Here is a 13,630-nt window from a genome sequence, read left to right on the forward strand (position 1 = left end):
ACGCCTACTAGCGATTCCGCTTCGAATGCAAGACCTCCGCCTGCGACGACAAGCTCGGCATCAGAGATGATCGGTGAGCCCGCCGCTGATTCCTAAGCTTCATCCAACTTCCTCAGGGCAGATGGAGGCGAAGGCGACCACGGTTCCATCGTCGATCGATGCTTCCCGCGCGGCCTCTGTTTTGTTGCGGTTAGGCAACAACGGCCAGCCATTTCCTGCCTCTACCTTTGGTTGACACGATTGAGCCGCTTTCCGGCATGACCCTCTAAACTTCGCTGCGCCGTGGTTGAGAGCTGCATTGCTCTTTGATTGGGGCTGCTAAGCACGCGGTCGGGAGTCGGGAGAAGTGCGGGTGGGCACTCCGCGAATCCAATTGACTTCGGTCACATCGAGCCGGCGGTGCGTTTGTTCCGCTCCGACAGACCGACAGTGGCAGACGCGGCTCGGCCCGTTTCTGTTAGGGACCGCGGCGACGATCGTCTGCGGGAACGTCGCGGTCGCCCAAGAGAGAGCTCAAGACAGAATCCATCTTGGCTTTGACGGCTATCGCTCTGCGACCAATGACTATTGCATCAACGCGAGCAGCGTACAGGGCGATCCGCAAACTGGTTTCATGTGGCGGTTTAGCCCGAGCGGATCGATCACCGGCGGACCCACCTTCCTCGACCTTCGAACGAACACCGCCATCGAGGTGTTTCCGCCGTCGTTCGACGACCACGAGAAGTTCAGGGCCTGGAGCAACGTCTTGGGGCCGCTAAGCGGCGAAAAGTCAGTTTCAAACGAGGTGAATGCATTCCGCAACCAGCTTTGTTCCATATCGCCCCCACCGCCGCCACCGGGGCCACCTCCGCCGCCGCCACCACCGGGTTTTCGCCCCTTGCCGCCGTTCCCGCCGCTCCCGCCGTTTCCGCCCGGGCCGCCACCGCCGCCGCCACCACCAGGACCGCCGCCACCGCCCCCACCACCAGGGCCGCCGCCACCACCGCCACCACCCGGTCCGCCGCCACCACCAGGGCCACCGGCTCCGCCGCCGCCACCAGCGCCGCCACCCATGCCGGTGCCGCATGCGAATCTCGCGCGCCTGTTGGGGACCGACTTTACGCGCAGCTACTTCATCTCCGATGCGATTCTGGCGGGGTTCGGGCGCGGAGGCGTCGCCACCAATCCAGCCTATGCATCGATCGGCCACGGCTGGAATGCATGGATGACACCGCGCCAGGTCAATTTCACCGACCGGACCGTCGGGCTGACGTCGCAAGGCACGCTGTCGGAATTCACCTACGGGCTCGACTATCGCATCAGCCCGGACCTCATCGCGGGCTTTGCATTCAACCCGGAAAGCACCAAGGTCACGTTCAACGGATTGGATGCCTCGCTCTACCAGTCAGGAATTGGCGGAGGGCCTTATCTCGGATGGCTGATCCGCCCGACGACATTGTTTGATGTCTGGCTCGGTTACGCGCGGCTCGATCGTGCCTTCGACGTTTTCGGGCATGGTGCCAACTTGCCGGTCAACCGCGTCTTCCTGTCCACGAGCCTGACCGAGATCATCGAAACGCCCTGGATGCGTGTCCTGCCCCGGTTCACGCTGTTTCATGCCCGCGACGACGTCCAGGGTGTAACGAGCAGCGCGGGATTTCCCATCCCCGGCCAGGCCTATAGCTGGGGTCATGTCGAAGGCTCCGTGGAGCTCAATCGGGATATCGTGTTCGACCAGCGGTTTCTGCTGCAGCCCTTCGTGCAGGCCACGTTGCGCTACGATACCGAACGCCTCGTCGATGTCATCACCACCATCAATGGCGAAGACATTGCACTTTCGCGCTGGCATGGGCAGCTACGTGGCGGCGTCCGCGCCCAAATCGGATCGCAAGCCGAGCTGTGGCTGTCGGGCGGCTACCTGTCATTCTTCAATCCTGGAATCGACGTATGGGAGGCGAAGGGGCATTTCCGCGTTCGTTTCGACGCGGCGAGCTCCGCCTATGCCGCGGATCTCCCATTCAAGGCGCCGCCGCCGGCCATCATGCCCTACAGCTGGTCGGGCTGCAGCGTCGGCGTAAACGCCGGCTATGGTTCGGCCAAGGCTGCCTTCGATTCCACTCCAAACGGCGCCATCGTTGATTTTGCGCAAACCAACGGCGTCCTTCCCCAACTTGGCGCCCAGCAGGCGACTTCGGCCGCTTCGCAACGCGCCGGAGGGGTAACCGCCGGCGCCGGCGTCTCCTGCAACGTACAATTCGACAAGACAGTCGTCGGGCTCGAGACGGATATCAACTTCAGTGATCTCCGATCATCCGAGCTGCGGGGACCGTTTCCGATTGCCCCCGCGGTCGCCACGACCTGGGAAAACAGTTTCCGCTCGAATTACTTCGGAACTGTCCGCGGACGCCTGGGGCTTGTGGCAAACCCATGGTCCATGGTGTACGCGACCGCCGGCCTGGCCTACGCGGACTTCGCCTTCTCGACCGCCACGGATTTTCCCGGCTTCACAGGCTTTCGGTTTGAGGGCTCCGATTCCCGCGTGAAGCCTGGCTGGACCGCGGGCCTCGGCTGGGAGGCCGTTCTGAGCGGCCCCTGGACGGCCAAGATCGAGTATCTCTATGTTGATTTCGGTGACCGGATAGCTCCGGCACCACAGGATATCGGCGCGCTAAGCCCGTTCGCATGGACGCACTCAGCGAAATTGACTGAGAACATCATTCGCGTAGGGTTGAACTACAAATTTGCCGGCCCGCCAAGCGGCAGTCCTGGCTTGTTCTCGCAATGACGAGCGCGGGTTGCGCGAAAGCGGCCGGAGCACTTTGAAACTCCGTGTCTCGTGGTAACATCAGGACCGATGCCCAAACTCGTTGCTTACACAATCGACGGCCATGCCGTTCGCATCCGTCCTGCGCCGCTTGAGCGCGACTGGATGGACGCCAGCGACCAGCGTTACGCGTACCGCTGCTTGCCGCTCAACATTGCCAACGCTCACGGCTGGGAATTGCTCTGTCCGTCGGGCTTTTCAGCGCGTTGGGACGGGCTCAACCACAAGGAAACCATTCGGATCAAGCCTGATCTCGGCACCGAGGCGCCGGTTATGAGCCACTTCGGGCACGGCGTATTGACCTTCCATGTCCCGTGCCTGTTCCGCACCGACCCCGGTTTCGACCTCTTTGTTACCGGGCCGATCAACCGGCCGAAAGACGCCATCGCGCCGCTCAGCGGGATCATCGAGACGGATTGGTCACCGTACACGTTCACGATGAATTGGCTGTTCACGCGCTCAAATACAAAAATACGATTTGAGCAGGGGGAGCCCTATTGCCATCTTTTTCCGATTGAACGTGGAAGCCTTGAGCGGATCGAGCCGGAGATGCTGCCATTAACGAAGGCGCCAGACATCGAACGCGAACATAAACTGTGGTCCGAAGGCCGCAACAGCTTCAATACCGACTTGCAGCGCCCGGGATCGGAAGCAGCGCAACAGCGCTGGCAAAAGGCATATTTTCGCGGCCTCACTCCCTCGGGCGAGGAAACGCACGCGGACCACCGGAGCCGCCTGCGCGTAAGGGAATTCGTGGAAAAGGATTGAGGCGACCTTTGCGAGGCTGCACAATTTGGATCGACCATGCGGCCGAGTTTGCGAGCATGCGGCCTAGTAGTAGCGCGGGATCGGGCCGTTGTGCGGCGTCTTGCGCTGCGAGAGATCGAACAATACGCGATCGACATAGCACCAGCCCCAGCCTTCCGGCGGATCGTAGCCTTCGATGATCGGATGGCCGGTCGCATGGAAATGCGCGGTCGCATGCTTGTTGGGAGAATCGTCGCAGCAGCCGACATGGCCGCAGGTGCGGCAGATGCGCAAATGCAGCCATCGGCTGCCGCTCTTCAGACACTCCTCGCAGCCAAGCGCGCTCGGCGTGACCGTCTGGATGCCGGCGATATGGGTGCAGCCTTTCGACATCTGCTGTTTTCCTAATGCATGATGACGTTGAATCGAACTGGGGCCACGACGAAGCTGCGCCCCCTCTCCCGCTTGCGGGGGAGGTGAACGAGTTCGCGGATAGGCGATCGACCAAATCGCAACCTACACTAAGCCGTGGAATTTGCGTTGTCGGCGAGGAAGCCGTGCAGCGCCGCGACGACCTGGGCACCCTCGCCGATCGCGCCGCCGACGCGCTTGACCGATCCGGAGCGGACGTCGCCGACGGCGAACACACCGGGCACCGTGGTTTCGAGCAATTGCCCCTGCCGCACGCCATCCTGCCCGTTCTGGACGCCGGTGAGCACAAAACCTCCGCGGTCGACCTTGACGCCGCAGCCCTCGAGCCACCCGGTGGCGGGATCGGCGCCGACGAACAGGAACACGTTGTTGACGTCGAGCGCGTGCTGCTCCGGCGACAGGCGGCTCTTCCAACGCACGCGCTGGAGCGTGGAATCCTCGCCGCCTTCAAGCGCTGTGATCTCGGTGTTGAACATCAGTTCGATGTTGGGCGTCGCCTCGATGCGCTCGATCAGATAGCGCGACATGCTGGCGCCCAGGCCGCCGCCGCGGATCATCATGTAGACCTTGCGCACATGGCCCGACAGGAACACCGCGGCCTGGCCTGCGGAATTGCCGCCGCCGACCAGCACCACGTCCTGGCCGGCACACAGCTTGGCCTCGATCGGCGAGGCCCAGTACCAGACGCCGCGGCCCTCAAAGGCCTCGAGATTTTCGATTCCCGGCCGGCGATAGCGCGCCCCGCTCGCCACCACGATCGATCGTGCACGCAAGGTGTGCCCACATTCGGTTGCGATCGAGAACACGCCGTCCCGCTTGGAGCAGTCGAGCGATCTGACCGAAACCGGAATCAGGATGTCCGCGCCGAATTTCTGGGCCTGGTTGAAGGCGCGACCGGCGAGCGCCTGGCCGGAAATGCCGGTCGGAAAGCCCAGATAGTTTTCGATGCGGGCGCTGGCGCCGGCCTGGCCGCCGAAGGCGCGCGAATCGAGCACCGCGACCGACAGGCCTTCGGATGCCGCATAGACGGCGGTGGCGAGCCCGGCCGGCCCGCTGCCGACCACGGCAACGTCATAAAGCTTGTCATGGGCGTGGTCGCCGATCATGCCCATCGCCATCGCAAGCGCGGTCTCGGACGGGTTACGCAGCACGTTGCCGTTGGGGCAGACCACCAGCGGCAGCTCGGCGCGCGTCGGCGAATAGCGCGCCACCAGGTCGGCGGCGTCCTTGTCGGTCGCGGGATCGACCACGTGATAGGGCTGGCCGTTGCGCGCCAGGAAATTCTGCAGCCGCGCGAGATCGCCGAGCGACGGCGGGCCAATCAGCACCGGGCCGCCGACGCCGCCCTGGATCAGGTTGACGCGGCGAAGGATGAGCGCGCGCATGATGCGCTCGCCGAGATCGGCCTCGGCCACCAACAGCGCCCGCAATCGTTCCGGCGGGATCAGGAGCGTCTCGACATCGCCTTCGGCATGGCCGTCGACCAGCGCGACGCGGCCGGAGAGCTGGCCGATCTCGGCCAAAAACTGTCCCGGGCCCTGATCGATCACCGGCGTGACATGGCCAAGGCCATCGCGCTGGGTGATCGCGACCGTGCCCGAAAGCACCACGAACATGCCCGGTCCCACCTTGCCGGTCTCGAACAGCGCTTCGCCGTCGCCATAGTGCCTGACATCGCCGAACCGGCGCATGCGCTCGATCTCGTGCTCGGTCAGGGTCGGAAAGGTCTGTTCGTGCCGCGGAAACGCGAGGGACCTCGCGCTGATCGGATTCGCTATCGTCTCTGCAGCCATCTCAGCTACTCACTCTCCTCAACCACAACACGGCGCACCATCACGGCATGACCTGCTAACGGCCCGGCTCGCCGTCGCCTGCGTCATCTAGTCGGCCTTCGACCGGTTCGGAAGATGCAACACCGCTGCGCCCGCGCGCCTGTGACTTCCGCCGCTTGAGGTTTTCACGCAGCGCCAGCTTGAGGCGACGCTGTCTTGCCACGTTCGACGCGATCGCGGCCTGCCGCTCCTGCTTGTCCTTCTCGTCCTGCATGCTGGACCCGTTTACGAACCTGCCATAGCCGCATGACAATAGACCAGGCAACGAGGACCATGCACCGGTCGACCGGGGAGGTCCGAGCGGGCCGTGGAACCGAAGCGCCCCGAATTGGCCGAATTTCGACCGGAAGCAATGTTTTTGCAGGCCCCGGCCCCGTCCCCGCGCTTGCGCCGGAGGGGGGCTTGTGGCAAGAACCGCCGCGCCCGCAGGGGCCAATTGGGCCGATTCTCCGTTCCCGGGCATGCTGCCGTAGCTCAGTGGTAGAGCACTCCCTTGGTAAGGGAGAGGTCGACAGTTCAATCCTGTCCGGCAGCACCAGGTTTTTCCAAAGGTATCAGTGCCTTACGACGGCGATATGGCCGAAGCCGTGTTGGCCCGCTCGATGCGATAGCTCCAGAGTGTCAACCGATCCGTGCGGGCCGCCAGCTACGTCGGATGGACCACAAATTCGGCCTCCGCTGTCGTTGGACATGCCGGCCTTTCCAAGAAGGCGAGACGGCGCCGATCGAGACCATCAGCCGGAGGTTGTGGAGTGCCTCCCAGGTCAATCCAGACCACCGACAGCCCCCTTGGGAGCGCTTCGCGCAACGCGGACGCTCAGCCCAAAGTAGCGGCAGTGGTTTTCCGGATATATCGCGATCACAGCTCAGCGTAAGAGGTATCCCGAGAATGCACGCATGCGTAGAGGAGTGCGTAAGTGCGGCAGAAGCTCCGGATTTCCAGGAACCGACGATTACTATTGGAGCAATTTTCACCTGATCTACTCGAACAGCTTGCCGAGTTGGAGTGGTTGAGAGAGCAGGTCAGGCGCGCGGAAACATTGGATCCTCGACAGCTCTTGGCTGAATTCAAAGCGCACCGGCAGCAGAAAGCGACCAAAGCCAAGCGATACACGCACTAGGTCGTGTGGACACTTTCGCCTTTTCAAGTTCGATGCGGCGATAAAGAGCCAAAACGTGTAGCGCGGGAATGAAATTCGCCTCAGCATGAATGCGGAGAGCCCGCTGTTGAGCGCAGCCGTGCGTCCGCGAAAGCACCGCTGGGCGCCCTGTTGAAGGAAGCCCGCCATTTGCGACGGGCTCAAGGCCAGGGAGAAAACGCGCCTAACGACGCGCGTAAAGTCTACGGCGATTCGCGCTTGTGCGATGTGTCGCAATTCACAACATCAACAGGAAGTCGTGGCCTTGCGTCGCCCTGGGCGGCCGGAGGTCGATGAGGAACTGCGCGCCTGGCCCGAAGGTTGTCGGGAGACAACATTGGGAGAAACGAATGTCAAAAAGCAAGCTCTCCATGCTGATCGCCGTAGCTCTCGCACTCGTACCCGTTCAGGTATTTGCGCAGGGCGTGGGCAGTCCACTGCCGCCGAAGCCTGGAGATCCGGCCGCTGCTTCAGGTGCCGTGGGCGGGAGCGCACCGCCACTCAAACCTGGCGCGCGGACCGGCTCATCCGGGAGCGTGGGCAGCCCACCACCACCCAAGCCCGATGCCCCGACCGGCGACAAGAGGGGCGACTAACACGCCAAGCCAAGTTCGCTTGTCGCGCAGGTTCACCTTCAAAGAGGCCGAGAAACCGATCCAAGCTTGGCAAAACGTTCCGCAGCGGCTGCATTGCGGCATGCCGCCGCGTCTGCCATTTAGGCTTTATTGACCTAATTCACGCTTTCTGTCCTGGGGACGGGCACGCGCATCGTTGTCACTGACCGCATGCGGTGCCCGGTGGTGGAAGCGATTGAAAAGGGCTGGGCGATGCAGGTGCTGTCGGTTCAAGGCGCGTGGTACAGGCCGTTCATGCTTCCCGAGCCGCCTTCGCCTCCTGATATCCTTCAGGTGCTCCAGCAGGCGGCAACGCCACCGGCCGCTCCGTCGCAATCGGGCCCCACCCAGTCGACTGGCGCGCCGGACGCCGCGACGGGCGATGAGAGCGCGCCGACCAACACCTCGACCAGCATCGGCACGTCGCCTGTGGTGCAGGCCTTCCTGCTGCGATTGCAGGAGCTGGGGCTGTCAACGGTTTCGGGCACCGACGGCAATGATCAACTTGGCGGCTGGTCGAAGAGCCTCGTCGATACCGGCACCGGCAACGACACTGTTAACGTCTGGAGCGATAGCGTGGTGGACGGAGGCGCCGGCGACGACGTGATCAAGGCGTGGTCGAATGGCGTCGTCCATGGCGGCGCGGGCAATGACCAGATCGACGCCTGGTCCGGCAGCGTTGTCGATGGCGGCGATGGCAGCGACGTCATCAAGGCCTGGTCCGACACGACCGTGCTCGGCGGCGCCGGCGACGATGTCATCAGCGGCTGGTCCGATAGCAAGATCAATGGCGGCGATGGCAACGACCAGATTTCGGCCTGGAGCGACAGTCTCGTCGAGGGCGGCGCCGGCAATGACCGGATTTCCGCATACAGCAATGCGAATGTATCAGGCGGAAGCGGCGACGACTCCATATGGGTCACCTCCGACTCGGTCGTGAACTTCGCCAAGGGCGACGGTCACGACACCATCTATGCCGGTCCCAATACGACGTTGAAACTCGGCGAAGGCCTCAGTGCCGACAACACCCGTGTGAGCGTATCCGGCTCGGTGGCGACGATCAGCTTCGAGGGCAGCGACGATAGCATCGCGCTGCAGCTCGGGCCGTACAGCCCGGCGACCCTGGCCTTCGCGGACGGCACATCACTCGCCGTTGCCGCCGAGAGCCGGATCGCGCGGACGCCATATTCGGCATCCGTCTGATCTCAGTCGCCGGATGCTGCGACCGGAGCTGACGGCGTGCTTCGCGCCGCGCGGCTTTGGCTGCTTCAGACCGGACCTAGCACGTCGAACAAACTCACGACCCAGATAATCTGGAATATCAGCGCAAAGGCGACGAACGAGACGTGGTATCGTTCGGAAGCGGAAAGCAGCGCCCCTATTGTCCCGCCGATCAGGAGGCTCTGCCTCACCGGATAATACCAGCCATAGAATTGCTTATAGTAGTTCGCTCCCTTCAGGAGCGTGTCGAACACATCAACTGAAAACAGAACCAGGACGAGAACGTAGAATACCTTCCTGCGATTCCAGAAATACTCCTTCAGCCCCTCATGTTCGCCGATATTGTCCGGAAAAATCATTGCGGACAGCATGACGAACACGACGGCATAGCAGATCACGAGAAAATAGCTCTCGAACGTCCACCGCTCGATCCTGGACAGCGCGAATTCGAACCACCAGAAGTGGATGATGGCGAGGAATACGAAAACAGCCCATCCAATATGGAGGAGGTTGATTCTCTCCTTGCCGGGGTGCTGAATAAACCGCGTCACGCCGCTGACGAGCCGGGCAATGCTGATGCCCAGGATCATTCCGACGATGATGCGGATGTGGACGAAGATCTCATGGCTCTGATGCAGGTCATTGTGGCCATCCATCGGAGTTGTACGACACCTCACTTCGCGATGAGACCGCCGTTGACGAGAACGGTCTGACCCATCATCCACCAGCCGCCGGACATCAGGAAACGAATCCAGGCTGCGATATCTGGATATCGGCGAGACCGGTCTTGGTCAACTTCGGCGCCCGCGCGTGCAACTCGATCTTTGGTTGGTTTAATCCTTGGCACGCAGGATGCTGATCCGCGTTTCGTCGACGAAGCTCTTGGTGTCCTGGTCGGGCCGGCGGAACAGGTTGCGTTCGACGACGAGCGAGCGGCCACTGATGGACTTGGTGCAGCGCTCCTTGAGGTAGACGCCGCCGACCGGCTGGTCTCCCTGATCAGGCTGGCCTTCCGTGCAGGCCCAGCCGTCCGCGCCGTAGCGCGACTTGGCCTGCAGCCCGAGCAGGAACGCCTTCTTGCGGATGTAGAGACGCGCCTTCGGATCGGTCTCGATCAGGAGGCCCGCCACGTGTCCGCCATCGTCGATCAGCAGGGTCAGGAGCGCCGGATGGCCCGCCACCATTGTGCCGTCGCGGCTGGTCATGGGATCATATCCAAACCGGATCGCCCGCGTCCCGCTGGCGCCGGCCGGGCAATCGCGCCAGTCCTTCCAGCCGGTCAACGTATGCCTCGGGTCAGTCGCACAGTAGAAATCGACATAGCCTGTTTCTGCCAACTCGTTCACGGCCATGCCGAGGCGGATGTCGCGCAGGTCGTTGCCGCCGAATTCCTCGCCCCTCGCCGGAGAATTCGCCAGCGCGACCGCCTGCCAGGCGAGCAGAACGCTGAGGATTCCACAAAACTTCAGCCTGATCGTCACTGGCTCTTCCCCGTGCTGGCGCTCGCATTGTCCTGCTTCTCTGCCTGGGTCTTGTAGATGTCGCAGACCCGCGACGTGCTCGAAAAGAAGGTGACGCATTCCGCATAAGTCGGCTCGCCGGCGCCCTTGATATGCGCAAGCACATAGTCGGCGACCGCCTCGATATCCTTCTGCCGCAGGAACGTTCCGGCCTCGGGCGGCATGTGGCTTCCCGCCTGCTCGCGGTTCATGTCGTAGCACTTCACCTCATCATAGGCGCCGCGCACGAAGAACGGCATGCCTGTGCCGGGCCGCCCGCAACTGACCGTTTCGATGATTTGCTCGCGTGTCAGCACGGTCTTGCGCAGCGAGAGCGCATCGCCGCCGTAGCCGCCGCCGCCATTGCCGTGCCATTTGTGGCAACCCATGCAGTTGGCCTTGCTGAACACCGCCTTGCCGGCATTGGTCGGATCCGAAGCCGTCGCCTGCGCCGACTGACCGAATGCAACTGATGGCATCGAAAGATTCAGGGCGACGACGCTCACGAGCAGCACACGTGCCGCCGCCGAGGATGCGTTGAAGATCATCATGACGTCTCTTGTTGAAGAAGTGGGAGGGCCCGACATCGGCGGGCCCTCCATGGTTGCGAGATCAGAGCGCGAATACGTAGAGCATCGATCCCGGCTGGATCTTCTTCAGCTCGGGCGTTGAATCGATGAACCACTTGTCCCAGGCGCCGCCGAGGCCGACGAGGATGGCGAGATACTGCTTGCCATCGACCGTGAAGGTCATCGGCGGTGCGTTGACGCCGCCTCCGGTGTTGAACTCCCACAGCTTCTGCAGCGACTTGGCATCAAGCGCCATCACTTCGCCGGACGGCTGGCCAGAGAAGACGAGATCGGGGGTCGCGAGAATGCCACCCAGATTCGGGAACGGCGTTTCCATCTTGCCGGCGATCTTGCCGGTGGTGACGTCGATCGCGGTGACGCTGCCGGTGATCTTGAACGGCTGGCTCGGGCCGCCGCCGGTCCAGAACTCACGCGGCTTCAGCTTGTCGGGCGTAGCCACCTCGACCTTGATCCGGTTGCAGCTCTCGATGACAGGGATGTACCAGAGCTTCAGGTCCGGATTGTAGGCGGTCGGCGGCCAGTTCTTGCCGCCCATGTTGCCGGGGCAGATGTCGGTTTCCATGTTGGTGCGGCTTGGCGTCACCGACGCGATGTAAGTCTGCACCGCCTTGTTCGGGTCGTACTCGATCGGCTTGCCGCTCTCCGGGTCGAGCCCCTTGGTCCATGTGACCTTCTTGACGAACGGAAGGCCCCAAATGAACTTCCCGGTGGTGCGATCGATCGCATAGGCGAAGCCGTTGCGGTCGGCCTCGAGCGCGAGCTTGCGCGGTCCACTGGGTCCGGGGATATCGACCAGCACGTTCTCCGCCACGCTGTCATAATCGTAAGGGTCGTTCGGCGTGTGCTGATAGTGCCACTTGATCTTGCCGGTCGTGGCGTCGAGGGCGAGCGAACTGTCGGTGTAGAGGTTGTCGCCCGGCCGATATTCGTTGTCCCAGTCCGGTCCGGGATTGCCGACGCCCCAGATGATGGTGTCGGTCGACGGATCGTAGCTGCCGGTCACCCAGGTCGAGCCGCCGCCGGAGGCAGCCGCGTTGTTGCTGTCCTTCCAGGTATCGCTACCCGGCTCGCCCTTGGCCGGAATGGTGTGGGTGCGCCAGAGTTCCTTCTGGGTCGAGAGATCGGTCGCGGCGATCCAGCCGCGGATGCCGTATTCAGCACCCGCCACCCCGGTGATCGCCATGTTCTTGACGATCAGCGGCGCCCCGGTGATGACCTCACCCTTGTCCGGATCGGCGACGGTGCGCTGCCAGGCGACCTGGCCGGTCTCCTTGTTGGTCGCGATCAGCCGGCCATCCAGCGTGTGGGAAATGACGAGGTTGCCCCACAAAGCGACGCCGCGATTGTCGACGCCACAGCAGGCGACGGCGCCGGCCCAGTCACGGTCGGTCTTGGGATCCATCTTCCAGACCAACTGGCCACGGCCGCCATGCGCGTCGATCTTGTAGACCGAGCCCCACCCATCGGTGACGTAGAGGAAGCCGTTCTCCGCGATCGGCGTGCCTTCCAGGCCGCCATGGCTCCAGATGCCGCCGGGCTCGATGCCGCCGAGATGCATGGTCCAGGCGACCTTCAGGTTCTTCACGGTGTCGCGGTTGATCTCCTTGAGACTGGAGAACCGGTGCGCGGAGTAATTCTGGTGATGATGAAGCCAGTTGCCTGGTTCCTTGTCGACGTTGAGCAGCCGTTCCTGGTTGACCTCGTCGGCGGCGAAGGCCGGCATTGCCGCCAGCATCCCTCCGGCAGCGGCCGCTATGGCGAGCAGACGCGCTCGCCTGGTGATTGTCGCATGACCTGAAAATCGCTCCATGAGTAATGCCCTCCTTTGGCAAGTTCATGTTGGATCGGGCGTCCGGCACATCCGGGCCGCTCAGTCGAGAAGCCTCGTTCAGCGGGCTCACCTTGCCCGCTGCCGCGATCAGGGCGTTGGGGAAACCTCCACCTCCGTTTCTTTGGTTCCGGCTTTTTGGAAAACGACGGCGCAAGTGAACTTCTCGCCGTCGACAAGCTTCTGCCGCGTCTGCAGCAGCATCACGTGATATCCGTCGCGCTTGAGCTCGGTGGTCTTGTTCTCCGGAATCGGAATCGACTTGATTTCGCGCATGGCCGGCGCGCCTTCGCCGCGATCGACGGTGTGCTTTTCGGTGAAGTTCGCGAACGGGACAGCGGACGCGCAATATCGCGTCGGCCTCAGCCGCATCGTTCCTGATCGTCATCAGAAGCGGGAGATTGATGCCGATCTCGTCGGAAGCGGGCACGCGGGCGTTGGTCACCTGCAACGCAACATCCGCCGCTGCGGCTCCTGGCGTCAGCCAAGTTCCGACGGCGACCAGCCCAATCGCAAGGATTCCCGATCTGCGGAACAGCGCAATCCGGCCGCCGCGATCAAGACCCGCGCCATCACCTCCCGATGTCGCTATGGCGATCATCGGCTACGTTCCGGCGCGAGCGTGATCCTGCGAGTGCCCTGTCGGCCGAGCGTGACAGGTGATGTTTGCCCAAACGAAATGCTTCGTCCGACTCATCAGCGCATTCCTCCCAAGATCATTTTTGTTTCTTAGCGTGCGACGTTACGCTCGTTGCAAAAACAAATCATCCCAAAATATGGCGGCGAGAGGACCGATGACTGGAAAAGGATTCCAATGAATGATGTGCTTAACGCATTTCATTCCAACGATCCGCACAGAGATAAGGCGCGGTCGGACTTGCGCGAGAGCCAAGCGTTCGTGAGCGGCGAACCAGCTTAATGCAAA

At 62.6% G+C, this 13,630-nt stretch carries 14 protein-coding genes, 1 tRNA gene and 1 pseudogene; 5 read left to right on the forward strand and 11 right to left on the reverse strand.

Annotated elements, in window-relative coordinates:
* Positions 1-725: 725 nt before the first annotated feature.
* On the reverse strand, positions 726-1,049 hold the full coding sequence (locus tag ACVJGD_RS24760) for a hypothetical protein (RefSeq protein ID WP_456636760.1): 324 nt from the start codon (positions 1,047-1,049) through the stop codon (positions 726-728).
* Between the two features lie 2 nt (positions 1,050-1,051).
* Here ACVJGD_RS24760 and ACVJGD_RS24765 point away from each other — a divergent pair, with 2 nt between their 5' ends.
* Together ACVJGD_RS24765 and ACVJGD_RS24770 are read left to right on the forward strand one after the other, a co-directional pair.
* The gene (locus ACVJGD_RS24765) at positions 1,052-2,764 is read left to right on the forward strand and encodes an outer membrane beta-barrel protein (RefSeq protein ID WP_456636761.1); all 1,713 of its coding nucleotides are present in this window, start codon (positions 1,052-1,054) and stop codon (positions 2,762-2,764) included.
* Between the two features lie 69 nt (positions 2,765-2,833).
* Positions 2,834-3,571, forward strand: a complete 738-nt coding sequence (locus tag ACVJGD_RS24770) for a DUF6065 family protein (RefSeq protein ID WP_456636762.1) — start codon at positions 2,834-2,836, stop codon at positions 3,569-3,571.
* Between the two features lie 63 nt (positions 3,572-3,634).
* Here ACVJGD_RS24770 and ACVJGD_RS24775 read toward each other — a convergent pair whose 3' ends face one another.
* The 3 genes from ACVJGD_RS24775 to ACVJGD_RS24785 all read right to left on the reverse strand — a co-directional run bounded on the left by ACVJGD_RS24775 (position 3,635) and on the right by ACVJGD_RS24785 (position 6,028).
* The gene (locus tag ACVJGD_RS24775) at positions 3,635-3,943 is read right to left on the reverse strand and encodes a UBP-type zinc finger domain-containing protein (RefSeq protein ID WP_456636763.1); all 309 of its coding nucleotides are present in this window, start codon (positions 3,941-3,943) and stop codon (positions 3,635-3,637) included.
* Between the two features lie 128 nt (positions 3,944-4,071).
* A complete protein-coding gene (locus tag ACVJGD_RS24780) occupies positions 4,072-5,775 on the reverse strand; it encodes an FAD-dependent oxidoreductase (protein WP_456636764.1) in 1,704 nt (567 codons plus the stop codon).
* 55 nt (positions 5,776-5,830) lie between these two features.
* Positions 5,831-6,028: a hypothetical protein gene (locus ACVJGD_RS24785; RefSeq protein ID WP_456636765.1), complete on the reverse strand. Its 198-nt coding sequence runs from the start codon at positions 6,026-6,028 to the stop codon at positions 5,831-5,833.
* Between the two features lie 249 nt (positions 6,029-6,277).
* Between ACVJGD_RS24785 and ACVJGD_RS24790 the strand changes: the two genes are divergently transcribed.
* A tRNA-Thr gene (locus ACVJGD_RS24790) sits at positions 6,278-6,352 on the forward strand.
* A 442-nt stretch (positions 6,353-6,794) separates the two neighbouring features.
* Here ACVJGD_RS24790 and ACVJGD_RS24795 read toward each other — a convergent pair.
* Positions 6,795-7,103 (reverse strand): hypothetical protein, encoded by a 309-nt coding sequence (locus tag ACVJGD_RS24795; RefSeq protein ID WP_456636766.1) that lies wholly within the window; start codon positions 7,101-7,103, stop codon positions 6,795-6,797.
* A 650-nt stretch (positions 7,104-7,753) separates the two neighbouring features.
* Between ACVJGD_RS24795 and ACVJGD_RS24800 the strand changes: the two genes are divergently transcribed.
* On the forward strand, positions 7,754-8,770 hold the full coding sequence (locus ACVJGD_RS24800; RefSeq protein ID WP_456636767.1) for a calcium-binding protein: 1,017 nt from the start codon (positions 7,754-7,756) through the stop codon (positions 8,768-8,770).
* 65 nt (positions 8,771-8,835) lie between these two features.
* Here ACVJGD_RS24800 and ACVJGD_RS24805 read toward each other — a convergent pair whose 3' ends face one another.
* The 6 genes and pseudogenes from ACVJGD_RS24805 to ACVJGD_RS24830 all read right to left on the reverse strand — a co-directional run bounded on the left by ACVJGD_RS24805 (position 8,836) and on the right by ACVJGD_RS24830 (position 13,077).
* A complete protein-coding gene (locus ACVJGD_RS24805) occupies positions 8,836-9,444 on the reverse strand; it encodes a hypothetical protein (protein ID WP_456636768.1) in 609 nt (202 codons plus the stop codon).
* A gap of 17 nt (positions 9,445-9,461) precedes the next feature.
* Positions 9,462-9,580: pseudogene (locus ACVJGD_RS24810) on the reverse strand (SDR family oxidoreductase); the annotation flags it as partial.
* Between the two features lie 41 nt (positions 9,581-9,621).
* Entirely contained in the window at positions 9,622-10,269 is a 648-nt protein-coding gene (locus tag ACVJGD_RS24815) for a hypothetical protein (protein WP_456636769.1), read from the reverse strand.
* Entirely contained in the window at positions 10,266-10,766 is a 501-nt protein-coding gene (locus ACVJGD_RS24820) for a c-type cytochrome (protein ID WP_456640359.1), read from the reverse strand. Before ACVJGD_RS24820 ends, ACVJGD_RS24815 begins: the two co-directional genes overlap by 4 nt.
* Before the next feature lie 133 nt (positions 10,767-10,899).
* A complete protein-coding gene (locus ACVJGD_RS24825; RefSeq protein ID WP_456636770.1) occupies positions 10,900-12,687 on the reverse strand; it encodes a PQQ-dependent dehydrogenase, methanol/ethanol family in 1,788 nt (595 codons plus the stop codon).
* Between the two features lie 108 nt (positions 12,688-12,795).
* Positions 12,796-13,077: a copper chaperone PCu(A)C gene (locus ACVJGD_RS24830; RefSeq protein ID WP_456636771.1), complete on the reverse strand. Its 282-nt coding sequence runs from the start codon at positions 13,075-13,077 to the stop codon at positions 12,796-12,798.
* Between ACVJGD_RS24830 and ACVJGD_RS24835 the strand changes: the two genes are divergently transcribed.
* A complete protein-coding gene (locus ACVJGD_RS24835) occupies positions 12,980-13,438 on the forward strand; it encodes a hypothetical protein (RefSeq protein WP_456640601.1) in 459 nt (152 codons plus the stop codon). The genes ACVJGD_RS24830 and ACVJGD_RS24835 overlap by 98 nt on opposite strands.
* The last annotated feature ends 192 nt before the right edge of the window (positions 13,439-13,630 follow it).

This window comes from Bradyrhizobium sp. USDA 10063, from assembly GCF_054063735.1.